This window comes from Massilia sp. UYP32, assembly GCF_050434365.1.
GTDB classification, from domain to species: Bacteria; Pseudomonadota; Gammaproteobacteria; order Burkholderiales; family Burkholderiaceae_D; genus Telluria; species Telluria timonae.
On the sequence record NZ_JBNDIK010000006.1, the window covers coordinates 24,728 to 47,184 of the forward strand.

16 protein-coding genes are annotated in these 22,457 nt (G+C 68.7%); 7 read left to right on the plus strand and 9 right to left on the minus strand.

The window, feature by feature from the left end; translation table 11 throughout:
• Window positions 1-18 precede the first annotated feature (18 nt).
• The 4 genes from ABIB42_RS06070 to ABIB42_RS06085 all read right to left on the minus strand — a co-directional run bounded on the left by ABIB42_RS06070 (window position 19) and on the right by ABIB42_RS06085 (window position 7,815).
• Complete coding sequence (locus ABIB42_RS06070; RefSeq protein WP_429248062.1) at window positions 19-2,829, minus strand: TonB-dependent receptor plug domain-containing protein; 2,811 nt, start codon at window positions 2,827-2,829, stop codon at window positions 19-21.
• A gap of 268 nt (window positions 2,830-3,097) precedes the next feature.
• The gene (locus ABIB42_RS06075; RefSeq protein ID WP_005670584.1) at window positions 3,098-3,796 is read right to left on the minus strand and encodes a FadR/GntR family transcriptional regulator; all 699 of its coding nucleotides are present in this window, start codon (window positions 3,794-3,796) and stop codon (window positions 3,098-3,100) included.
• A 111-nt stretch (window positions 3,797-3,907) separates the two neighbouring features.
• Window positions 3,908-7,081: a pectinesterase family protein gene (locus ABIB42_RS06080; RefSeq protein ID WP_429248063.1), complete on the minus strand. Its 3,174-nt coding sequence runs from the start codon at window positions 7,079-7,081 to the stop codon at window positions 3,908-3,910.
• Entirely contained in the window at window positions 7,078-7,815 is a 738-nt protein-coding gene (locus ABIB42_RS06085; protein WP_184235936.1) for a rhamnogalacturonan acetylesterase, read from the minus strand. The genes ABIB42_RS06080 and ABIB42_RS06085 overlap by 4 nt, the downstream gene beginning before the upstream one ends.
• Window positions 7,816-7,994: 179 nt before the next feature.
• Between ABIB42_RS06085 and ABIB42_RS06090 the strand changes: the two genes are divergently transcribed.
• The 5 genes from ABIB42_RS06090 to ABIB42_RS06110 all read left to right on the plus strand — a co-directional run bounded on the left by ABIB42_RS06090 (window position 7,995) and on the right by ABIB42_RS06110 (window position 13,720).
• Complete coding sequence (locus tag ABIB42_RS06090; RefSeq protein WP_273028788.1) at window positions 7,995-8,723, plus strand: FadR/GntR family transcriptional regulator; 729 nt, start codon at window positions 7,995-7,997, stop codon at window positions 8,721-8,723.
• Between the two features lie 124 nt (window positions 8,724-8,847).
• Window positions 8,848-9,759: a 5-dehydro-4-deoxyglucarate dehydratase gene (gene kdgD / locus ABIB42_RS06095; protein WP_429248064.1), complete on the plus strand. Its 912-nt coding sequence runs from the start codon at window positions 8,848-8,850 to the stop codon at window positions 9,757-9,759.
• 2 nt (window positions 9,760-9,761) lie between these two features.
• Window positions 9,762-11,348, plus strand: a complete 1,587-nt coding sequence (locus ABIB42_RS06100) for an aldehyde dehydrogenase (NADP(+)) (RefSeq protein WP_429248065.1) — start codon at window positions 9,762-9,764, stop codon at window positions 11,346-11,348.
• Between the two features lie 72 nt (window positions 11,349-11,420).
• A complete protein-coding gene (locus tag ABIB42_RS06105) occupies window positions 11,421-12,815 on the plus strand; it encodes an MFS transporter (RefSeq protein ID WP_429248066.1) in 1,395 nt (464 codons plus the stop codon).
• 8 nt (window positions 12,816-12,823) lie between these two features.
• The gene (locus ABIB42_RS06110) at window positions 12,824-13,720 is read left to right on the plus strand and encodes an SMP-30/gluconolactonase/LRE family protein (RefSeq protein ID WP_429248067.1); all 897 of its coding nucleotides are present in this window, start codon (window positions 12,824-12,826) and stop codon (window positions 13,718-13,720) included.
• Here ABIB42_RS06110 and ABIB42_RS06115 read toward each other — a convergent pair.
• The 3 genes from ABIB42_RS06115 to ABIB42_RS06125 all read right to left on the minus strand — a co-directional run bounded on the left by ABIB42_RS06115 (window position 13,706) and on the right by ABIB42_RS06125 (window position 16,180).
• On the minus strand, window positions 13,706-14,734 hold the full coding sequence (locus ABIB42_RS06115) for a DUF4380 domain-containing protein (protein WP_312485064.1): 1,029 nt from the start codon (window positions 14,732-14,734) through the stop codon (window positions 13,706-13,708). The genes ABIB42_RS06110 and ABIB42_RS06115 overlap by 15 nt on opposite strands.
• 56 nt (window positions 14,735-14,790) lie before the next feature.
• Window positions 14,791-15,180, minus strand: a complete 390-nt coding sequence (locus ABIB42_RS06120; protein WP_005670599.1) for a hypothetical protein — start codon at window positions 15,178-15,180, stop codon at window positions 14,791-14,793.
• Window positions 15,181-15,292: 112 nt separating this feature from the next.
• Window positions 15,293-16,180 carry a LysR family transcriptional regulator gene (locus ABIB42_RS06125; RefSeq protein ID WP_005670601.1) on the minus strand — a complete coding sequence of 296 codons (888 nt, stop codon included), beginning with the start codon at window positions 16,178-16,180 and terminating at the stop codon, window positions 15,293-15,295.
• 97 nt (window positions 16,181-16,277) lie between these two features.
• Here ABIB42_RS06125 and ABIB42_RS06130 point away from each other — a divergent pair, with 97 nt between their 5' ends.
• On the plus strand, window positions 16,278-17,210 hold the full coding sequence (locus tag ABIB42_RS06130; protein WP_429248068.1) for a DMT family transporter: 933 nt from the start codon (window positions 16,278-16,280) through the stop codon (window positions 17,208-17,210).
• Here ABIB42_RS06130 and ABIB42_RS06135 read toward each other — a convergent pair.
• Both ABIB42_RS06135 and ABIB42_RS06140 read right to left on the minus strand, forming a co-directional pair.
• The gene (locus tag ABIB42_RS06135; protein WP_051205178.1) at window positions 17,207-17,860 is read right to left on the minus strand and encodes an MOSC domain-containing protein; all 654 of its coding nucleotides are present in this window, start codon (window positions 17,858-17,860) and stop codon (window positions 17,207-17,209) included. The two genes, ABIB42_RS06130 and ABIB42_RS06135, sit on opposite strands and share 4 nt — an antisense overlap.
• Window positions 17,861-17,888: 28 nt before the next feature.
• Window positions 17,889-19,346, minus strand: a complete 1,458-nt coding sequence (locus ABIB42_RS06140; RefSeq protein WP_429248069.1) for a M28 family peptidase — start codon at window positions 19,344-19,346, stop codon at window positions 17,889-17,891.
• 385 nt (window positions 19,347-19,731) lie between these two features.
• Between ABIB42_RS06140 and ABIB42_RS06145 the strand changes: the two genes are divergently transcribed.
• The gene (locus ABIB42_RS06145) at window positions 19,732-22,299 is read left to right on the plus strand and encodes a TonB-dependent receptor plug domain-containing protein (protein WP_429248070.1); all 2,568 of its coding nucleotides are present in this window, start codon (window positions 19,732-19,734) and stop codon (window positions 22,297-22,299) included.
• Window positions 22,300-22,457: the final 158 nt, after the last annotated feature.

Here is a 22,457-nt window from a genome sequence, read left to right on the forward strand (position 1 = left end):
CAGGCGAGAACGACGGGCTTAGAACGTGTAGTCGGCGCGCAGCGTGAAGGCGCGGCCGATCGGCTTGGCGATGTTCTGCGCGAACACGACGCGCGAGGACAGGCGCTGGTTCGACAGCGGCGGATCGGTGTCGAACAGGTTGTTCACGCCGGCGCCGAGCTTGAAGTTCTTCGACACCTTGTAGGTGGTCGACAGGTTGTACACGCGATAGGGCTCGATCACGTTGTAGAACGGCTGGCCCGGTTGCTGGGTCGGCAGGGCGTTGGTGTCTTCGTAGCTCGACGTGTACTGCTGCGTCAACTGGGCGAAGAACGGGCCGTAGCTCCAGTTCACGCGCGCCTGGTGCTTCCACTTGAAGATATACGTGTTGGCCGAGGTCGAGCCGGTGGACAGGGCGCCGATGCGGCCGACGCTGTCGACCCATGGGCTGCCTTCGTCGTTCTGGCCCTCGTAGCGGTCGGTGTAGGTGCCGTCCATCGAGAAGCCGAAGCGGCCCCAGTTCGCGGTCGGCACCAGGTAGTTCAGGCCGATGTCGACGCCCTGGGTCTTCAGGCCGCCCATGTTCAGGCGGGTCTTCGTGATGTACGCCAGCGTGCCGTCGGGATTACGCACGAACAGGTCGCCGTAGCGGTCCAGGTTGTCGAAGATCGAGTCCTCGTTGATCTGGGCGATCGTGCGCTTCATGTCGATCTTCCAGAAATCGACGGTCGCCACGAAGTTCTTGACCGGTTCGATCACGAAGCCGACCGTGTAGGTCTTCGACTTCTCCGGCTCCAGGTCCGGATTGGCGCCGACCAGCGTCGTCAGGCGCGTGTTGCAGACACGTTCCGCGTCCAGGCCCAGGCCGGCGAAGCGCGGATCGGTGGTAAGAGAGCCGGAGCCGGCCACGTTCGGGGTCGGGCCAGGGCACAGCAGCGGGTCGTCCCAGCTCGAAGTCGACGGCTGCAGGCTGCGCGGCACGCCGTACAATTCGGGCAGGGTCGGGGCGCGGAAGCCCGTGCTGACGGTGCCGCGCACCATCAGTTCCTTCATCGGCTGGTAACGGAAGCTGGCCTTCGGATTGAAGGTCGAGCCGAAGTCGCTGAAATGGTCGCCGCGCACCGCGAAGTTCAGGTTGAGCGCTTTCGTGACCGGCGCATCGAGTTCGGCGTACAGGCCCGAGACGCGGCGCGCGCCGCTCGGGTTGTTGCCCGGCGTGCCATTGACGCGCCATACCACCTCGTCGCCGATCATCGGCACGTTCTCTTCGTAGGTCTCGCGGTGCCAGTCGCCGCCGACCGCCAGTCCCAGGGCGCCGCCCGGCAGGTCCATCAGGGTGCGGCTCAGGTTGAAGTCGAGGCCGTAGTAGCGCACGTCGGCCTTGCGGAAGACTTCACCGTCGGCCGAGATGCTCTCGAGGTAGGCGCGGCCGGCCTCGTCCTGCGCGCCAAAGGGGTTCAGGATGCCGTTGGCGACGCCCGCATACACGGCCGGCGTGCGCACGAAGTTTTCCTTGAAGCCGCTGTCGCGATGGCTGTAGCCGTAGGAGGCGCCCACGCGGTAATCCCAGGACGCGACCTGGCCCTCGTCGGCGATCACCAGGCGGTGGTTGGTCTGCACGTCGTGCAGCTTGACCGGGCCGAGTTCGTCCAGGCTCCAGGTCAGCGCCAGGTCTTCGCCGTTGAGGCCAGCCACCGCCGGCACGCCGCCGCTGCCGCCCGGATACCATTTGCTGGCGGACGTCATCATCAGCGGGCGGCGCGAGGCCGTCAGGCGGTCATAGTCGGTATTGTTGCCGAAGGGCTGGGGACCGCTGACGGCATCGATGTACGAGCGCGCCAGGTTCAGCTCGACGGTGAGCATCTTGCCTTCGCCGTGCGCCAGGCTGGCCTTGGTGAACAGGGTGACCTGCTGGTTCTCCGGCAGCAGCTCCGGGTAGATGCTCGGATCGGTGATGCAGGTGTTGCCGCCGTTGGCATTGGTGCGGGTCGACGGCACCGTGGTCTGGGCCAGGCCCGGCGCCACGCAGCCGTTCGCGAAATAGGGGTTGCCCGTGATGTTGGCCGAGCGCCCGTTGCGATAGATGGTGAAGTTGGCCGGCGAGGCGGAGCCGCCCGAGGTGTTCGAATTGAACGGCGTGCCGCCCAGCGAAGCGAGCTTCGCGGCGTCCCAGATCTGCGGCCGGTCGCGCTGCAGCAGCGAGTCGCGGCGCTGGGCGCTGAATGCGGTATAGACGTTCCAGCCATCCCTGGCGATGTCGCCCTTGCCGGCCACGATGGTCACGCGCTTCTGGTCGCCGCCGCCGGATTCCTGCGGCTGCACGGTGCTGGCATGCAGGGTCACGTCCTGGACCGAGCGTTTGGTGATGAAGTTGACCACGCCGGCGATGGCGTCGGTGCCGTACAGGGCCGAGGCGCCGTCGCGCAGCACTTCGACCCGTTCGATGGCGGCCATCGGGATCACGTCGACGTTGACCGAGCTCGCGCCCAGCGCCTCGTTGGCCAGGCGCCGGCCGTTGAGCAGCACCAGCGTGCGGTTGGTGTTCAGGCCGCGCATATTGATCATGGTGCCGCCGCCTCCGCCGCCCACCGGTTCGTTGGTCGCGGCCACGGTCAGGGCCACCGCGACTTCGGACATCGTGGTCAAGCCCTGGTTGACCAGTTCCTCGGCCTTGTAGGTGGTCAGCGGCAGCGCGTTCTCGGTCGCCAGGCGCTTGATCGAGGAGCCGGTCACCTCGATGCGCTGCATCGGCGCTTCCTGCGCCGTGGCGAGGTTGGCCAGGGTCATCGCGGCGAGCGCGACGGCTGAAAGGATGAAGCGGGGTTGATTGGTCGTGCGAAGGTTGTTCACTGCGTGTCTCCTGCCTGTAGTCGTCGAATGCGTCCGGATGTGCCCCCGGCTCGCCCGCATGTGTGCCCCGGTTCCGCCGGGTCGTCGATGATTGGTATGGAAACAATTCTACTTTGGTCGGACCACTTTGGCAATCTGGACGTGCCGAAATTTAATCCGGTCTAACCTTTGTGGGTGAGATGGGCGAGCGCAGGCCCGCGCGGAGCGCGCGGGGCAGGAAGTGGCCGCGCAGGAAAGGGCGGCGCAGGTAAGGGTGGGGAAGGGCGGGTCAGCCGCGCGAGAAGGTACGGGTGACGCGGTCGAGGTGGGCGCGCATGGCCTGGCGCGCGCCGGCGACGTCGTGGGCGGCGATCGCGGCAAAGATGTTGCGGTGGTCGATCAGCGTCTGCTGGCGCAGTTCCTCGGTCTGGAAGTGTTCCTTCAGCTTGTGCCACAGCGAGCCGCGCTGGCTCCACAGGTATTCGATCACGCCGACCATCGCGCTGTTGCCGGTGGCGCGCGCGATCGCCAGGTGGAAGTTGCGGTCGGCCGATTCGTTGCCGCTGCGGTCTTCATGGTGCTGCTCCATCTCTTCGACCGCCACCAGGATGGCGTCGATCGCCGAATCGCTGGCGTGCTTCGCGGCCAGCGCCGCGACCTCGACCTCGATCAGGCGACGCGCGGCCAGCACTTCGAACGGGCCGGGGCCGGCGGTCGGCACGTCGGCCTTCGGCGCGACGTCTTCGCTGACGTAAACTCCCGAGCCGCCGCGCACTTCGACCTTGCCGCTCAATTCGAGCGCGATCAGGGCCTCGCGCAGCGAGGTGCGGCTGACCCCGAGCTTGGCCGCCAGCTCGCGCTCGGCCGGCAGGCGTTCGCCGGCGCGGATGTTCTCGGCGCGGATCAGCTCCTCGATCCTGGCCGAAACGACCCGATACAGCCGCGGCTCGGTAGTGCTAGGTTCATTCAGCGCTGGGGTCTTCTTCATCGATCGGTTCGTCCTGGATTATTGGCAGCGGGCGCCAAAACTAGCGAATCTTAGTTTGGTATGGTTAATGTTGCAAGTGGACGGGCAGATATTGTGGCGCGCGCCGGCCGCCTAGGGCTGCGGGTTCCAGCCGCGCCCCGCGAACACGGCGGCGCGGTTCGACAGGTGCGCGGCCTGTTCGCGCTCGAGCATGAAGCCGCCGTAGCTGCGCGCCTCGCCGTCCGGTCCACGGTTCCCGTATTCGCGCCATCCGCCTGCGGCCGGATTCGGCGCCGGCCGCCGCAGCCAGCCGTCGGCGGCGATGTGCGGGCCGACGCTGCAATCGATGAAGGCGACGTTGTCCCAGGTGTTGGCGGTGCCGGGCGAGCGCGCCAGGTAGGCGCTGCCGTCCGCCGGCAGGTTGCCGGCCGGCCCGGCGCCGCGGGTCAGGCGCGAGCGCAGGAAGACGAAGCCCGGTTCGGCGGCGCCGATCGTGCGCGCCTGCACGATGTAGCCGCCGCTGTCCGGCCGGGCGCTGTCGCCGATGCTGCGGATTTCACTGTCCTCGAACAGCGCGGCGCGGTTGTTCCCCCAGATGAAGTCGACGTTGCCTTCCACCAGCGACTTGTGGAACCAGGCATAACCGGTCAGCTGCAGCGTATCCTGCTCGCTCAGGAAGTGGGCGTTGCGCGCCATCAGGCGGCCGTCGCGGCTGCTGAAGAACAGCGTCTCGGCCTGCGGCGAGTGGCCGTCGGTGCGCAGGGTGCTGTTGTGCAGGGCGATGTCGCGCAGGTCGAGCAGGTCGCTGTCCTGGGCCAGGAACAGCGCGCGTCCGCCCAGCAGCCCTGGCGTGCCTGCTTCCTGCCCGGCGCCGGAGCCGGGGTTGAGGGTGTCGCTGTTGGCGGCGCGGATGACGGTCGCCTCGCGGCTGGCGCCGCGCAGGGCGAGGTTGTCCTTGTCGCGCAGGTACAGCAATTCGGGATAGACGCCGTCGGCCACATTGACCGTGAGCGCTTGCGCGCGCGGCAGCGACATCGCGTAATCGAGCGCGCCCTGCACGGTGCGGAAATGCGACCGTCCCTCGGCGGCCACCGTCACGCTGTCGCCGACCGGGCGGTGCGGCGTGGTGCGAAAGCGCCAGCGCGCGCCGTGGAACGCCGCGCCGCGCACCAGGCGCGCCTCGGCCAGCGCCTCGTACTCGGTGTCGTACTCGAGCGCCTGCGGCAGGCGGGCGCGCAGTTCACCGTCGACGATCCGCAGATCGTGCTGGCGCACCAGGCGCCGGCGCGGCGCGGGGCCGATGGCGGCCACCGTCTCGCCCGGGCGCACCACGGCGACCAGCAGGCCGTCGCGCTTGCGCAGCACCCGGATGCTGCCTTCCCCGGTCAGTTCGGCGCCAGGCGCCAGGGCCAGGCGCAGCGGCGTATCGGGCGGCACGCCGCGCTCTTCGGCCCGTGGGTGCGTGGCGACGCTCGTGGCGCCGCGCGGCGCGACGAAGCGTTCGCCGACCACGACGGCGAAACTGGCCTGGGCCCACGGATCGCCGGCGCTGCGCACGGTCACCGCGGTGCGGCCGGCCGCCAGCGGCGTCACGCGCACGGCGCCGTGGACGACGTTGGCCGTGGCGATGCGCGGATCGTCGCTGACGACCTCGATGCCGAGTGCGCCGCCAATGGGTACGGTGGCCGCCGGGTCGCCGGCCTGCAGCAGGATGCGCCGTTCGGCGACCTGGGCGCTCAGGCGCGCCGGGACCGCGTCAACGGGGCCGCCGCGCAGGTCGAGCAGCCGGTGCGCGCCGGCCTCCCAGTCAAGCGCTTGCGTGGCCGCCAACGGCTCGGCCAGCGCGGTGGTCACGCGCTCGCCATCGACCAGCGCCGCCAGTTGGCCGGCGTCGGCGGCAAAGCCCAGCACCAGCGGCATGCCGCTCGGCACGGTGCGGCGCCGTATCTGCTTCAGGCGCTGCACCTGGCCGCCGCGTGCGGCGAGCAGCTCGACCTGCAGCGTCTTGCCGCCGTCGAGCAATTGCAGGCTGGCGCCTTGCCAGTCGCCGTTGGCGGCGCGTCGGGCGCGCAGCACGAATGGCGCGCCGGTCGACGGCGCGATGCGCGCCTCCACGAGGGCGCCGGCGGCGTCGCTGGCGCCTGGCCGCGGGCCGGCATTGGCGCGCACGTGGGCGGGCACCTGCAACGCCGGCAGCGCCGTGTACGAATACGGGACGCGCCAACCGGCTTCGCCGCCGTGAGGGCAGCCATCCAGCGGCTGGCCATTGAGCAGGGAGCCGGTGTCGACGAAGACGCCGGGGCTGTGCGCCGGGTCGCGCACCAGCTGGCTGCAGGCGCTCGCGCCGGCCACGTCGAAGGCATTGGCGTCGGAGATCAGGCGCGAGGCATGCGCCACGCCGATGCTGTAGCCGTGGCCATAGACCGCGCGACCGCGCTCGCCCACATAGTAATTGTTCAGCAGGTGGACTTGCCCATAGCGCACCCGCGGGGCGCGTTCGGCGACGTGCTCGAACAGATTGCCCTTGAGCGTGATGCGCAGCCGCCCCCGGTCGCCGGTGAAGCGGTCGCCGGCGCCGATCAGCATGTTCTTCTCGTGCTGGGCGAAATGGTTGTAGGTGACGCTGACCAGGTCCGATCCCTGGGTGATGTCGAGCGCGCCATCGTGGCACTGCTTGCGCTTGCCGTTCTCGACCGGGGCGCGGTCGTCGGTGTCGGGCGCGTCGGTGAAGCTGTTATGGTCGATCCAGACGTGACGCGCGTCGCGCACCGTGATGCCGTCGAATTCGGAGTTCCAGTTGCCCTTGGCGCCGTCTTGCGGATCCCATTGCGGCGCCACGTCGCAGGGATTGCGGATCGCCAGGTGGCGCACGATCACCTGTTCGACGCCGGCGACGATCAGGCTGGCGTTGACGAAGCCGGCGCCCGGCGCCACGCCGAGCAGGGTGGTGTTCGATGGGATGCGCACCGCGCCGCGCCGGGCTTGTTCATCGTGGTCGCGGAAAGGGCGGCCCTCGCTCATGTCGATGGTGGCCGCCACGCGCACGATGCGCGCCGGCGCCGATGCCTCCAGCGCGGCCACCAGCTGCGCGCGGTCGGTCACCGTGTAGACGTGGGCCGGGCTGGCGAGGGCGCCGCCGCGGGTGCCGCCTTGCTGGGCGGCCCAGCCGTCCGCAGGAGCGTGCTGGCGCTCGGCGATCGGGCCCGGCATGGGGGCTGCGGCGGAGGCGGCGCCTGGCGTCAGCGAGGTGAACGCGAGGGCGAGGGCCGAGGCAAAGGCCGGGGAAAGTGCGCGCGCGCCGCTCATTGCGCGCCCCGCGCGGCGGTGCGGACGCCCGGCGCGAACGCCGGGGCGAGGTCTGGCACTTGCCGCAGGAGTTCGCGCGCGACGATGTCGGAGAAGCGCTGCGCGCCCAGCGGGCCGACGTGGGTATGGTCGAAATTGGCGCCGGCGCGCGCCAGCTTGTCCGCTTCCCGCGGCCCCATGGCCTGGACCGCGGCCAGCGACAGCGCATTCAGGTCGACCAGCGGCGTGCCGGTGGCGGCGGCGATCCTGCGCACCGTGCCGGCCCATGGCGCGAGGTCGTTCTGTACATAGCCCTGCCTGAAGCTGCGGCGCGTGAGCGGGGTCACCAGCACCGGCACCGCGCCGAGTGCGCGCGCTTCCTCGACGTAGCGGGTCATATTCGCAGGAAACTCGGTCGCATAGTCGGTCGAGCGCCCGGGTTTGCCCGGCTGGTCGTTATGGCCGAACTGGATCAGCACATAGGTGCGGCGGTAGCCGGCCCCCTGGCGCAGCAGGCCGGTCACCTCGTCCCAGCGGCCTTCGGCCCTGAAGCTGCCCGAGCTGCGCCCGCCGCGCGCCAGGTTCAGGCAGGCCGTCTCGGGAGTGAGGCGGGCGCACAACGCATCGCCGTAGCCGGTGCTGCTGGCCATGGTCGAGTCGCCGATCAGGATCACGCGGTCGTGCGCCGGAGGCGCCGACCAGGCGGCGCCGGCCAGCAAGAGGGTAAGCAGGGGGAGCAGGCGGATCGACGGCATGGAGTCTCCAGTTTTTTTTGATACCCGATTCTAGTTTGGTCGGACCAATATCGCAAGGTGGTTGTACCACGAGCCGGTCGTGCACGGCGCTATGCAGATAGGATGTCAGACAACTGATATAGGTGGCAACCCACCCTTCGCGTATAATCGCGCCATCCCATCCAATCCATCGAATGACCATGACTCTTCCCCAACGCAAGCACCGCAGCCTCGCCCAGGGCGTGGTCGAGCATATCAGCGGCACCATCCGCCAGGGGGCGCTCAAGCCGGGCGACAAGCTGCCCACCGAATCGTCGCTGATGACGCAGCACGGCGTCAGCCGCACCGTGGTGCGCGAAGCGATCTCGCACCTGCAAGCGGCCGGCCTGGTGCAGACCCGGCACGGCATCGGCACCTTCGTGATCGAGCGGGCGCAGGCCGGGCTCGGACTCGACGCCGAGCACATCCTGACCCTGCGCGACGTGCTGTCCATCCTCGAGCTGCGCATCGGCGTCGAGACCGAGACGGCGGGCCTGGCAGCGAGCCGGCGCAGTGAAGACCAGGTCGACGAGCTGGCCGGCGCGCTGCTCGAGATGCAGCAGGCGATGGCCGAGGGCAGGTCGGCGGTGGATGCCGACAAGCGCTTCCACCTCTTGATCGCCCAGGCGACCGGCAACCGCTATTTCGTCGACATCCTCGAGCAGCTGGGCAACGCCATCATCCCGCGCGCGCGGCTGGACACGCCGAAGCTGGAACAGGACAAGCCGGCCGACTTCCTCGAGCGCGTCAGCCGCGAGCACGACGATATCTTCCGCGCCATCGAGCGGCGCGATCCGGAAGCGGCGCGCGCGGCGATGCGCACCCACCTGTCCAACAGCCGCGAACGCCTGGTGCAGGCGCAGCGCCGCCTGGAGGGATCGCTGAACTGAATCTTTCCGGCACATTTTGCTTGCGGTCGCCCGACTTAGGTTGTACGATGACTTACAACTTGATTCTGACATACGAGTCATAGCACTTTTTCGTCCAACACCTAGACCCACGGAGACCCGAGCAATGCAACCAAATGAACTCAAGCAAGTCCTGTCGCACGGCCTGCTGTCCTTCCCGATCACCGACTTCGACGCGCAGGGCGAGTTCGATCCGAAAGGCTATGCCGCGCGCCTCGAATGGCTGGCGCCGTTCGGCGCGACCGCGCTGTTCGCGGCCGGCGGCACCGGCGAATACTTCTCGCTGCACGGCGAGGAGTACGGCCAGATCATCAAGACCGCGGTCGACACCTGCGCCGGCGTGGTGCCGATCCTGGCCGGTTGCGGCGGCCCGACCCGCACCGCCATCGCGCACGCCCAGGAAGCCGAGCGCCAGGGCGCCAAAGGCCTGCTGCTGCTGCCGCACTACCTGACCGAAGCCAGCCAGGACGGCCTGATCGCCCACGTCGAGGCGGTGTGCCGCTCGGTCAAGATCGGCGTCGTGGTCTACAACCGCGCCAACTGCCGCCTGACCCCGGATTCGCTGGCCAAGCTGGCCGACCGCTGCCCGAACCTGATCGGCTTCAAGGACGGCAACGGCGACATCGAACTGATGGTCGCGATCTGGCGCAAGCTGGGCGACCGCTTCAGCTACCTGGGCGGCCTGCCGACCGCCGAAGTGTATGCCGGCGCCTACAAGGCCCTGGGCACCCCGGTCTACTCGTCGGCCGTGTTCAACTTCGTGCCGCAACTGGCGATGGACTTCTATCACGCCACCGCCGCCGGCGACACCGACACCACCAACCGCCTGATCGACGAGTTCTTCCTGCCTTACCTCGAGATCCGCAACCGCAAGGCCGGCTACGCCGTCAGCATCATCAAGGCCGGCGCCCGCCTGGTCGGCCACGGCGCCGGCCCGGTGCGTCCGCCGCTGACCGACCTGACCGCCGAAGAAGACGCGATGCTGCTCGACCTGCTGAAGAAAAACGGGGTGCTGTAATCATGACGATCCTCGGTGAAATGATCATTGGCCAGCAGTGCGTGCGCGGCACTGCAGGCGAGGCCTTCGGCTTCAACCCGTCCACCCGCGCCAACCTGGAGCCGGGCTTCGGCCAGGCGACCGGCGACGACGTCGAGCGCGCCTGCGCGCTGGCGGCCCAGGCCTTCGACCCTTACCGCGCCTTGCCGCTCGAGCAGCGCGCGCGCTTCCTGGAAGCGATCGCCGAACAGATCCTGGCCGTCGGCCCGGCACTGATCGAGCGCGCCATGCTCGAGACCGGCCTGCCGCAGGCGCGCCTGGAAGGCGAGCGGATGCGCACCGTGAACCAGCTGCGCCTGTTCGCCAAGGTGGTGCGCGACGGTTACTTCTTGGATGCGACCATCGATAGCGCGCTGCCGGACCGTGCGCCGCCGCGTCCCGACCTGCGCCTGCGCAAGATCGGCCTCGGCCCGGTCGCCGTGTTCGGCGCCAGCAACTTCCCGCTGGCGTTCTCGGTAGCCGGTGGCGACACGGCCTCCGCGCTGGCGGCCGGCTGCCCGGTCGTGGTCAAGGCCCACGCCGCCCACCCGGGCACCTCGGAACTGGTCGGCCGCGCCGTCCAGCGCGCGGCCAGGGAAGCCGGCATGCCGGAAGGCGTGTTCTCGATGCTGTATGGCGATGGCCGCACCGTCGGCCAGCAACTGGTGGCGCACCCCGCGATCAAGGCGGTGGGCTTCACCGGTTCGCGCCAGGGCGGCACCGCGCTGATGCGCACCGCCGCCGGCCGTGCCGAGCCGATTCCCGTCTACGCCGAAATGAGCAGCGTGAACCCGGTGTTCCTGCTGCCGGCCGCGCTGCAGGCCGGCGGCGCCGGCCTGGCGCAGGGCTTCGTCGATTCGCTGACGCTTGGCGTCGGCCAGTTCTGCACCAACCCGGGCCTGGTGTTCGCGCTCGAAGGCGCCGACCTGGACGCCTTCGTCAAGGCGGCCGGCGAGGCGCTGGCGGGCAAGGGCGCCGGCACCATGCTCACCGCCGGCATCCACGAGGCGTACAACAGCGGCGTGGCGAAGTTCGGCCAGGTCGAGGGATTGCAGCTGGTGGCGCAAGGAAGTGAACAGGGCGCGGGCTGCGCGGCGCGCGCCGCGCTGTACCTGTGCGACGCCGACACCTACCTGGGCAATGCGGCGCTCGAAGACGAAGTGTTCGGCCCGGCCGCGGTGCTGGTGCGCTTCAAGGACGCCGATCAGTTGCTGCGGGCGGCCGAGGCGCTGCACGGCCAGCTGACCGCCACCGTCCATGCGCAAGCCGCCGACCACGGCCTGGCCGGCGCGCTCTTGACCATCCTGGAACGCAAGGCGGGCCGGGTGCTGTTCAACGGCTTCCCGACCGGCGTCGAAGTGTCGCACGCGATGGTCCACGGCGGCCCGTTCCCGGCCACCAGCGACAGCCGCACGACCTCGGTCGGCGCCAGCGCGATCGACCGCTTCCTGCGGCCGGTGTGCTACCAGAACGTGCCCGCCAACCTGCTGCCGGAAGCGTTGCGCGACGAGAATCCGCTGGGTCTCGCGCGCCTGCTGGACGGCGCCTTGCAAGCTGGAGGGAATGCGTAACGCCGTAAGTTTCTGTCGCAGCACCAGCCGGGGGAGACACCGGCTGTCTTAACTTGTAAAGAACTGATCACCATGAATCAGCAAGTCATCGACCTCGCACCGGCACAGACGGTGGTGGGCAAATATCGCTGGACGATTTGCGCACTGCTGTTCTTCGCCACCACCATCAATTACCTGGACCGCCAGGTCCTCAGCCTGCTGGCGCCGATGTTGTCCGCCGAATTCGGCTGGTCCAACACCGACTACGCCAACATCGCGGCCACCTTCCAGTTCGTCTACGCCATCTCGATGCTGTTCGCCGGCCGCGTGATCGACCGCATGGGCACCAAGCGCGCCTACGTGCTGGCCATCGTGGTCTGGTCGCTCGGCGCCGTCGCCCACGCCTACGCGATCTGGCTCGGCGAGGCGGTCAACACCGTGTTCACCGCCATCGGGCTGGCCGTGGTGCCGGTGTCGATCGCCGGCTTCATGATCGGCCGCGCGGTGCTCGCCATCGGCGAAGCCGGCAACTTCCCGGCCGCGATCAAGGCCACCGCCGAATACTTCCCCAAGCGCGAGCGCTCGTTCGCGACCGGCATTTTCAACTCGGGCGCCAACGTCGGCGCCATCCTGGCGCCGCTGACGGTGCCGGTGATCGCCGAGTTCTGGGGCTGGCAGGCTGCCTTCATCGTGATCGGCGCCATCGGCTTCGTCTGGATGGGCGCCTGGATCTGGCTGTACGACGTGCCGGAGCGTTCGGCGCGCGTCGGCGCGGCCGAACTGGCCTATATCAACAGCGACGCCGGAGTCAGCCCTGCCGCGATCGACAACACCCGGGTCGCCAGGACCTCGTGGTTCAAGCTGCTCGGCTACCGCCAGACCTGGGCCTTCGTCGCCGGTAAATTCCTGACCGACGGCGTGTGGTGGTTCTTCCTGTTCTGGCTGCCGAAATACATGTCGGCGCAATACGGCATGTCGGCCACCGCCATGATCCTGCCGCTGGCGGTCCTGTACAGCATGACGATGGTGGGCAGCATCGGCGGCGGCTGGCTGCCGACCTACTTCCTGAACCGCGGCGCCGACATCTATCACGGCCGCATGCGCGCCATGCTCCTGATCGCCCTGTGCCCGCTGGTGGTGCTGCTGGCGCAGCCGCTGGGCTACCTGGGCTTCTGGATTCCGGTGATCCTGATCGGCATCGGCGCCTCGGCCCACCAGGCCTGGTCGGCCAACCTGTTCACGACGGTGTCGGACATGTTCCCGAAACACAGCGTGGGCTCGGTGGTCGGCATCGGCGGCATGGCCGGCGGCCTGGGCGGCGTGCTGCTGACCAAGCTCGGCGGCTGGCTGTTCGACTATTATGGCGCCCTGGGCCAGCTGTCGACCGGTTACATGATCATGTTCTCGATCTGCGCGCTGGCCTATCTGGTGGCCTGGTGCGTGATGAAGGCGCTGGTGCCGCAGCACCGTGAAATCAAGGACCTGTAAGGATGTCGATGGAAATGGACATCGTCGCCGGCGTGCACTGCGCGACCGGTGAGAGCCCGATGTGGCATGCGGGGGAGCAGGCCTGGTACTGGGTCGACATTCCCGCCCGCCGCATCTGGCGGCGTGACCACGCCAGCGGGGAATTGCGCCGCTGGCTGGCGCCGGAGATGGTGGCCTGCATCGCGGCCAGCGGCGGCGGCGGGCTGGTGGCCGGGATGGAGAGCGGGATCTTCCACCTCGACCTGCACGACGATGGTTCGGTCGGCGCTCGCCGGCTGGCCGCGCCGGCGGCAAGCGAGCTGGGTGAGGGCATGCGCTTCAACGACGGCCGCTGCGACCGCCAGGGGCGTTTCTGGAGCGGCACCATGTTCATGGACATGGGCGCCGCGCGCGCGATCGGCGGCCTGTATCGTTATTCCGGCCGTGGCGGCCTGCACGGGCCGGTGGTGTCGAACATGCTGACCCAGAACGGATTGGCCTGGTCGCCGGACGGGAAGACGATGTACCTGTCCGATTCCCATCCCCTGCGCCGCATGGTCTGGGCCTACGACTACGACGTCGACGCGGGCTTGCCGCATGGCCAACGGGTGTTCCTCGACCTGAACGGCCAGAAGGGCCGGCCGGATGGCGCCGCGGTCGACGCCGACGGCTGTTACTGGACCTGCGCCAACGATGGCGGCGTGGTGCAGCGCTACACCCCGGCGGGCAGGCTCGATCGCGAGATCGAACTGCCGATGGCCAAGCCGTCGATGTGCGCCTTCGGCGGGCCGGATCTCGACCTGCTGCTGGTGACGTCGATCGACCCCGCAGGCGGCGGCAACCCGGGCGGGGATGCCGGCGCCGTGGTGGTGCTGCGCCCTGGCGTCAAGGGCGTGGCCGAGACGCCGTTCTCACCGGATGCCTGATATTCCGAGCTGCGCCGCTTGCCGGCGCAGGAATTCCAGGTGGCCGTCGCGGGTGGCGGGACCGTCGTAAGGGATGATGGTCCATAGCTCGGACGCCCGCATCGCCTGGCCCGGCGCCAGTTCGACATGGGGCGCATGCACTTCCAGCTCCAGCATGCCCTTGGCCGGGGCTGCGGCGTCGATGTCCTGGTACAGCTCCACCTGGCCCTGGGCCGGGTGGATCGCGGCGCGCGGCTGGTGGGCGAACTGGATCACCAGCAGCTGGCCGTCGCGGAATGCCGCCAGCCAGCCGCTCGAGGGCTGGACGAACAGCTTGCCTTTGCGCGCGGGGTCACCCGGCGCCGGGAGGTCCAGCGACAGCAGGCCGCCTTCGAGCGTGTAGCGCAACGCACCGGCCGGCTCGATCCGGACATCGTCCGGCGCCGCCACCGGCACATAGGCCATCGTGTGCGCCGGCACGCGCGTATTGAACCAGATGTCGCGTCCCGCCTGTTTGCCGCTGCGGTTGGTTGCTTCGGCTTCCAGCCGCAGGCTGTGCGGCTTGTCCGCGACCAGGGCGTAGCGCTTGCGCAGCTGGATGCCGGACACGGGACTGGCCGGGCTGTCGAGCACGATTTCGTCGCGCTTGCTTTCCGCCAGCGTGTACTTCGCAAGGCTCAGCCAAGGGTCCGGAGGCCAGGCCGCCTTCGCGGCGGCGCGCGCCGGATTGACGTCCTGATGCACCCACCACTCACTTTGTGGCCCGATCCAGACTTCGTGTCCCTGGTAAGGCACGTGGCCGGACGCCGCATTGGGTATGGCGTCGGGTGCGCCGGCGGTTTCGTCGACGAGCAGGAAATTGGGTTTGCCTGCCAGTGCGAACGACAGCAGCCGGCCACCGGCCGACTCGGCGATTCGCGCCTGGACGACGCCATTGTCGAGACGGTGCGAGAGCAGCTGCGAGGCAGCGTGCGCGGACGCGAGGGAGATAACGCAGAGACAGGCGAGACGGATCGCCTGGACGGACGAGAACAAGCCGCGCAGCCGGTTACCCGGCCACGCGGCTAGTCTGAAACGATGACGCTGGACGATTATTTCGAAGCGTCCTGCATTTTTTCGCCGGCGCGTTCGACGCTGCGGCCAGCAGCGGCGGTGGTGTCGCTGACGGCTTCCTTGGCTTCGGCGGCGGCTTCACGCGACTCCTGGCGCACTTCGGCGGTGGCGTTGTCGATGCGGTCGCCGGCGCGCTCGGCAGCGGCTTCGGCGCGGTCGCCGGCGGCTTCGATGCGGTCGCCCGCACGTTCGGCGGCGGCGTCGGCAGCGGCCACGCCTTCACGGGTTTCTTCGGCCACGGCGCGGCCGGCATTGTCGACAGCGGCGCCGGCTTCTTGCGCTGGGCCCATATTGTCGTTCTTGTTGCAGCCGGTGGCCAGGACGGCGACGGACAGCATGATGGCGGACAGGGCGAAGGTGGTTTTCATGGTGTGCTCCTTAAAATAAATGTTGTCGTTTAGCTTACACCTGCTGCTAATTTTTTGACTCACGCCACGACCGCAATCGTGCGCGACGAAGCCATTACAACATTTCCAACACTCATCCGCTGTGCGCTAGATAACGTAACAACGTTTCCGCATGCGGACTCAGGGTATTCGGATCGGCGAAGCACACCCGAAGTTCCCGGTTGGCCCAGGCGTCGTCGAGCGACACGATGCCGACCGGCAGCTCGCGCGCGAAGCGGCTGGCGGCGGCCTCGGGCAGCATGGCGATCCCGGCGTCCTGCGCCACCAGCTGGGCGATGGCGTCGAAGCTGGGCGCGCGCACCCGCACCTTGAGCGGGCGCCCGCTCTGCACTGCGCGCGACTCGACGAAGTGCTGCATCGGGCGCTCGGCGGGCAGGCAGACGAAGGCGAACTCGAAGGCGTCGCGCAGCCGGGTGGCAGGGCGCGCTCCCAGCGGGTGGCCGTTCGGCACCAGCAGCACCAGGCGGTCGGTGCGAAACGGCAGCGAGATCACGTCGCCGGTCGCCACGTTGCCGTCCAGGATGCCGATCTCGATCTCGCGGGCGCGCACCGCCTGCAGGATGTCGCGGCTGGTGCGTTCCTCGAGCTGCAGGTCGACTTCTGGATGGTCGCCCAGGAACACGCCCAGCGCGGCCGGCAGGAAGGTGCTGATCGCCACCGTGGTGCCGGCCAGGCGCACCGCGCCGCGCTGCGGCCCGCGCAGCTCGCGCACGGTATCGCGCAACTGCTCGACCTCGCTGACCACGCGCGCCGCGCGCTCCAGGATGAAGCGGCCGGCCGGCGTCGGCGCCATCCCGCCGGCCAAGCGGGTAAACACCACGATGCCGCAATCTTCCTCGAAGCCGCGCAGGCGGTTGCTGGCGGCCGACAGGGCGATCGGGAAACGCTCGGCCGCCTTGCTGAGGCTTCCGGCGTCGGCGATGGCCAGCAAGAGGCGGAGATCGGTCAGGTCGACGTGCATGGGGTTTCTCGTATCGCGAAGGCAGAGTCCAGGAGTGACGTATTCTAGCGCGGATGCTTTCGCGGCAGAATAAGGTCTTTGCCGCCAACATCCGATCATGAGTTCAACCCAAGCAGTTCTTCGCAGCTGGTCCCAGGATGGCCGCCTGTACGCGGTGCTCGCCGCCGCCGGCTTCAGCATGAAGGCGGTGTTCGTCAAGCTGGGCTATGCGGCGGCGCCGGTCGATGCGCTCACCCTGCTGGCCTTGCGCATGGGCTTCGCGCTGCCGTTGTTCCTGTGGCTGGCCTGGCTGGCGCGCGACCGCACCGCCGAACCGCTGTCGGTGAAGGACGGGCTCCACATCGCCGTGCTGGGTTTTCTTGGCTACTATCTTTCCAGCCTGTTCGACTTCTATGGCCTGGAAACCATCACGGCGGGGCTGGAACGGCTGATCCTTTACCTGTACCCGACCCTGGTCTTGCTGTTCCAGGTCTGCCTGACGCGCCAGCGGCCATCGGGCCGCACCTTGCAGGCGCTCGCGATCTGCTACCTGGGCCTGGGCATCGGCTTCGTGCACGACCTGCAGGTGACCGGCTGGAGCCGCGAGGTGATGGTGGGATCGGCCTGGGTGTTCGCCAGCGCGGTCACCTACGCCATGTACTATCTCGGCACCGGGGCGCTCGTGGGCCGGATCGGCTCCATGCGCCTGGCCGGCCTGGCCGGCAGCGCGTCCTGCGCGTTCGTGCTGGGGCACTTCGTGGCGGCTGGCGACCCGGCCGCGCTGCCGGCGCTGCCGCCCGCGGTCTGGCTCAATGCCGGCCTGATGGCATTGGTGTCGACCGCGCTGCCGATCTACTGGCTGGCGCTGGCGATCGGGCGCATGGGCGCGCCGCAGGCGGCGGCGGTGGGCAACCTGGGGCCGGTGCTGACCGTGTTCGCTTCATGGTTGCTGTTGGGCGAACCGCTGTCGTTATATCAGTTGGGCGGGCTGGCGCTGGTGATTCTCGGGGTGGCCCGGCTCAAGCCGGCCCCGAAAAAGGTCGCTGCCTAGTCGAACAGGCCGGCGCCGTTCCAGCGCGGAAGCGGGCAGGCGGCGCGCGCCGGGACGGCCTTGGCCGCATGGCCTGATCCCAGTGCGCGCAAGAGGCGCGGAAAGGCCCGGCAATAACTGGACTGAACGCCCGCCAGGCGCGCCAGCTGGGCGTACTCGACCACGGCGCCAGGCGGGACGGCGTCCAGCACCTGGGCGATGCGCAGGCGCCAGTCGTCCGGCCACGACGCGAAGCCTTGACCGAGATTGCGCACCGGATCGCCCGGACGGATGACCCCGCCCTCGACCACGCGCGCCAGCACGCCGCGCCGGGCGCCGATCCTGGCCGCCAGCCGCTCGGCGTGCAGGTCGAGCCGGCCGCAGGCTTCGCAGGCGAACATCAGCCGCACCTTGGCCTCGGCCCCGATCTGCAGCACGGTGCCGGAAGGCAGACGTTCGACGTCGTCGTCGAGCAGGAGGTTTTCGCGCAGCGCCTGCGGCGCGAGCGCCAGGGCGGCATAGCCGGCACGCGAAGCCAGCAGCAACTGGCGCGGGGACAGCGGATCGAGATGGCGGTCGCCTTCGGCGCCGCTGCCCGCGATCAGCCGCATGCCGTCGACCCGCATCGGCGCGGGCGCGCCGGGAGGGCGGATCGACAGGGCGGCGATCACAGGGCCGGCGCCAACGCGGACGCCGACATCACGGCGCCGCGTGCAGCGCGCGCGCCGCCTCGCGGTACTTGGCGGCGTTGGGAACGTCGGTCCACGCCGGCTTGGCCGCGTCGTTGGCGATGTCCTGCAGGGCCAGGGCGATCATGCGGTTCACGCGCGCCATATTGTCGTAGTCGATCTTGTCCCAGGTGTCGTCCTTGCCGTGGTAGTCGGGGAAGCCGAAGGCCACTGCGAGCGTGTGCGCCGGCACGCCGGCGTCGGCCAGGGCCTGGTTGTCGCTGCGGGCGAAATAGCGGTCGCTGTTGGTCGGATGCTTCCAGAAGCGGATGCCGGTGCGCCCGGCGGCGCGCTGCAGCGTCGTGCCCACGGTGGAGTAGTCGAAGCCGGTCATGGTCGCCGACGAGACCTGCGGGCCCTCGCTGTCGTCGGTGCGGCCCAGCTGCTCCAGGTTCAGGTTCATCACGGTGTCCTTCAGCGGGAACACCGGGTGCTTCGCATAGTAGCGCGAACCCAGCAGGCCGAGCTCTTCGCCGAACAGGGCGACGAACACGATGCTGCGGCGCGGGCGTTCCTTCTGCGCGGCCATGGCGGCGGCGATCTCGATCATCGACACGGTGCCGCTGCCGTCGTCGTTGGCGCCGTTATAGATCTCGCCGTCGCGGATGCCCAGGTGGTCGTAGTGGGCGCTGAGCATGACGTAGCTGTTCTTCAGTTGCGGATCCGATCCGCGCAGGACGCCGATCACGTTGCGCAGCTTGACCGGGCTGACGGTTGGCGCCACCACCTTGGCCGCGATGCTGGCGCCGCCCTGTTCGAGCGTGGCGGCGACGTCGGCCGCGTGCAGCAGCACGACCGGCGGGCCGTTTTTGGCCACCGGCTGGCTCGGGTCGATCAACCAGCCGCCCTGGGTGCGGCCATGGCGGCGTTCGCGGTCGATCATCAAGACCAGCGCGGGTTTGCTCTGCAGCTTCGATTTCAGCACGCCGGCCGCGCCCGGGATCGCCGCCGCGGGCACGACCAGCACCTTGCCGTCGGCCGCGCCCTTGTCGTCCAGCGCCGCCTGCCATGGCATGAACACGGCCGGCGTGTTCCCGAGGGTGACCGGGTCGACGAAATTGGCCGAGGCGCCGCCGACCGGGACCTCGATCGTCTTGCCGCCAGCCTTCACCGTGAGCGTGATGTCCTTTTCGCCGCGCTTCGCGTACTGCCAGTGGGCGGTCTGGTAGTAGCCGTCGTCGCCGGCCGCCTCGAGCCCGGCGCGGCGGAACTGGGCGGCGATGTACTCGGCCGCCAGGTCGACGCCGCGCGACGGCGTGCCGCGGCCTTCGAGCAGGTCGGACGAGAGGAAGGACAGGTGGCCGCGCAGTGAGTCGGCCGAGATGTGGCTGGTGAGCGCATCAGGGGCGGACGCGCGGGGCGCGTCAAGCTGGGTCGCGCAGCCGGCGAGGGCGAGGCTGAGGCCGAGGACAGGGACAAGGTGACGCATGCGTTGACTTCCTTGGGTGGAAAAAATGGCAATATGACATGTCGGGCTAGTGCGGTCAATCGCCCGGTCGACAGGGCGTTTCGATGGCGATTTGCATAAGCTTGTATTTATTTATTCGTTTGGCATGCCATTTCCGCCGGGTATTATGCGTCTTCCACAGCAATTCAACGATTATTCGGTCATGACACATTCGCAGCATCCTGCTTCACGAACCCGCACGGCGCACCTGCCGGGCAAGGCCGGGTCGTGCTGTCGAATGTCGCGCAACTGATCGCCTGATCCATACCGCCGTCTTCCGCACCCGTCCCTCGAGGATGGGGCAGGAAGCGCACGCCCGCTGCGACGCCTGGAGCGCCGCCGCGGGAAGACCACTACCAGGAACACCATGCACAAACCACTCGCTATCGTCGTGGCGCTCGCCGCCGCATTCTCGCAACACGCCGTCGCCCAGGACATCGAAAAAGTCGTCGTCACCGGCTCCAACATCCGCACCACGCAAAAGGAAGGCGCCAGCGCGGTCCAGGTCATCTCCGCCAAGGAGCTGGCCGCCACCGGCAAGGCCAGCATCGCCGACGTGATCCGTTCGATCTCGGCCAACAGCGGCAACAGCTACAACGAACAGTTCACCGGCAGCTTTTCGGCCGGCACCGCCGGCCTGTCGCTGCGCGGCCTGGGCCAGAAGAACACGCTGATCCTGGTGAACGGCAAGCGCGTCAGCCCCTACGCCACCGCCCAGAACCTGCAGGAAGTCTTCGTCGACCTGAACAGCCTGCCGATGGCGGCGGTGCAGCGCATCGAGGTGCTGAAGGACGGCGCTTCGTCGGTCTACGGTTCGGACGCCGTCGCCGGCGTGGTCAACATCATTCTCTACAAGGAGTTCAAGGGCACCGAGATCAGCGCCCAGGCCGGACGCTCCACCGAGGGAACCGGCCAGGACGACAAGAGCGTGACCCTGCAGTCCGGCTTCGGTTCGCTGGTCGAGGATGGCTACAGCGTCGTGTTCTCGCTTGATGCCCAGTGGCGCGACAAGCTGCAGCAGGACCAGGTGGGCTGGATCGCCGGCAGCGACTTCCGCGGCAATCCGAACGGGACCCTGGCCTGGGTGCCGACCAACTACGTCAACAACGACCCGACCCAGTGGCTGGGCGGCGCATCCGGCGCGAATGCGGGTCCGCTGGCGGTGCAGCCCTACGGCGAGATCACGCCTGGCCGCAGTGGTAACGTCCTGGCCTACAACCCGGCCACCTACAAGACCCTGATTCCGGGCATCCAGCGCGCCCACGCCTCGCTGCGCGGCACCGTCAAGCTGGGCCAGGACCACGAGGCCTATGCCGAGGTGCTGTACGGCCGCTCGCGCGCCGACCAGACCTTCAGCGCACCGCTGACCGTCGGCACCGGCCTGCGCGCCTGGAACGACGCCACCCAGCAGCTCGACAACATCAACGTGGTGCTGCCGGTCGGCCATCCGAACAATCCCGGCGCCACGCCGCTGCCGTTCAACGCCACCCTGTTCGACCTGGGCCCGCGCATGAAGCAGGGCCGTGTGGAGTTCTTCCGCGTGTTGACAGGCGTGAAGGGCTATGCCGGCGGCTGGGAATACGACGCCTCGGTCGGCCACTCCGGCAGCGAGCTGAAGGAAACCGTGCAGAACTTCGTCAACCGCTACGAGTTCGAGAAGGTGCTCGCGGACGGCAGCTATGACTTCGTCAACCAGGCCAATAACAGCGAGGAAGTGCGCAACCGCCTGCGCCTGTCGACCTTGCGCCCGGCCGAGTCGAAGCTCACCACGGTCGACCTGAGCGCGACCCGCGAACTGGTGCAGCTGCCGGCCGGGGCGCTCGGCTTCGCCGCCGGCGCCCAGTGGCGGCGCGAAGAGATGGATTCGCAGACCTCGACCGCGGTGCTGTCGGGCACCGAGCTGCGCCCGGCGATCAACATCATCGATGGCAGCCGTGACGTGGCGGCGCTGTTCGCCGAGCTGAACGTGCCGGTGCTGAAAGACCTGAGCGTCAACCTGGCCGGGCGCGGCGACCATTACGACGACTTCGGCAGCGCCTTCTCGCCCAAGGCCAGCGTGCGCTGGCAGGCGGCGCCGTGGCTGCTGGTGCGCGGCACGCTGTCGCGGGGCTTCCGCGCGCCGTCGCTGCCCGAGATCACCAACTCGACCTCGGTCAGCTACGGCAACGTGGTCGATCCGCGCGATCCGATCTCGCCGACCCAGGCGCGCGGCATCACCAACCTGACGATCGCCAACCCCGACCTGTCGCCTGAGCGCTCGACCAATGCCAACTTCGGCATCGTGCTGGCCCCGAACAACCGCACGAGCCTGGGCCTGGATTTCTACCGCATCCGTACCGAGGGCGTGATCGGCACCGAATCGGCCGACAACATCATCGCCAACGAAGCGTCGGCGCCCGGCAAGATCGTGCGCGACGCCCAGGGCCGCATCCTGACCCTGTACCGCCAGTATGCCAACCAGGGCAACCGCGTGGTGTCGGGCTTCGACATTGACCTGCGCCACGTGCAGCCGCTGGCCGCCTACGGCAAGCTGACCCTGAACGCGCAACTGAGCCGGGTGCTGTCGTTCGAACAGCCGCTGGCGGTCGGCCTGCCGCTCACGGAAGGCGCCGGCAACAACTACTTCGGCTCGATTCCGAAGTGGCGCGGCGTGACCGGCCTGAGCTGGGATATCCAGGACTGGAGCAATACGCTGGTGTGGAACTATGTCGACGGCTACGACCAGACCACCCGTCCGGGCGAGCGCGTCAAGCCGTACGGCACCTTCGACCTGAACCTGGCCTGGAAGGCGACCCAGGCGGCCACCGTCAGCTTCATCGTGCACAACCTGGGCGACAAGCGTCCGTCATGGGATTCGTCGACCGCCTTCTTCGACTACACCCAGGGCGATCCGCGCGGCCGGGTGGCGTCGGTGAAGGTCAATTACCGCTTCTAAGCGCTGCCGCGAAGCGGTTTCGGCCGCCCCCGTAGCCGCTTCGCACCGTGCTTTCTCCGGTTCGTCGCAGGACGGCTTGCCGGGCGCTCGCCCCCTCATTGACTATGCGGTCGAGGCTTTCGAGCGGGCCGCAGTGGACTACGTGCTCAAGCCGGTCA

Excerpts from the sequence above, each read along its gene's own strand:
- ABIB42_RS06085 (WP_184235936.1), bottom strand. The coding sequence starts at position 7,815 with ATGCCGTCGATCCGCCTGCTCCCCCTGCTTACCCTCTTGCTGGCCGGC.
- ABIB42_RS06075 (WP_005670584.1), bottom strand. The coding sequence starts at position 3,796 with ATGAAGAAGACCCCAGCGCTGAATGAACCTAGCACTACCGAGCCGCGG.
- ABIB42_RS06090 (WP_273028788.1), top strand. The coding sequence starts at position 7,995 with ATGACTCTTCCCCAACGCAAGCACCGCAGCCTCGCCCAGGGCGTGGTC.
- ABIB42_RS06080 (WP_429248063.1), bottom strand. The coding sequence starts at position 7,081 with ATGAGCGGCGCGCGCGCACTTTCCCCGGCCTTTGCCTCGGCCCTCGCC.
- ABIB42_RS06100 (WP_429248065.1), top strand. The coding sequence starts at position 9,762 with ATGACGATCCTCGGTGAAATGATCATTGGCCAGCAGTGCGTGCGCGGC.
- ABIB42_RS06130 (WP_429248068.1), top strand. The coding sequence starts at position 16,278 with ATGAGTTCAACCCAAGCAGTTCTTCGCAGCTGGTCCCAGGATGGCCGC.
- ABIB42_RS06140 (WP_429248069.1), bottom strand. The coding sequence starts at position 19,346 with ATGCGTCACCTTGTCCCTGTCCTCGGCCTCAGCCTCGCCCTCGCCGGC.
- ABIB42_RS06125 (WP_005670601.1), bottom strand. The coding sequence starts at position 16,180 with ATGCACGTCGACCTGACCGATCTCCGCCTCTTGCTGGCCATCGCCGAC.
- ABIB42_RS06110 (WP_429248067.1), top strand. The coding sequence starts at position 12,824 with ATGGAAATGGACATCGTCGCCGGCGTGCACTGCGCGACCGGTGAGAGC.
- ABIB42_RS06120 (WP_005670599.1), bottom strand. The coding sequence starts at position 15,180 with ATGAAAACCACCTTCGCCCTGTCCGCCATCATGCTGTCCGTCGCCGTC.
- ABIB42_RS06145 (WP_429248070.1), top strand. The coding sequence starts at position 19,732 with ATGCACAAACCACTCGCTATCGTCGTGGCGCTCGCCGCCGCATTCTCG.
- ABIB42_RS06105 (WP_429248066.1), top strand. The coding sequence starts at position 11,421 with ATGAATCAGCAAGTCATCGACCTCGCACCGGCACAGACGGTGGTGGGC.
- kdgD (WP_429248064.1), top strand. The coding sequence starts at position 8,848 with ATGCAACCAAATGAACTCAAGCAAGTCCTGTCGCACGGCCTGCTGTCC.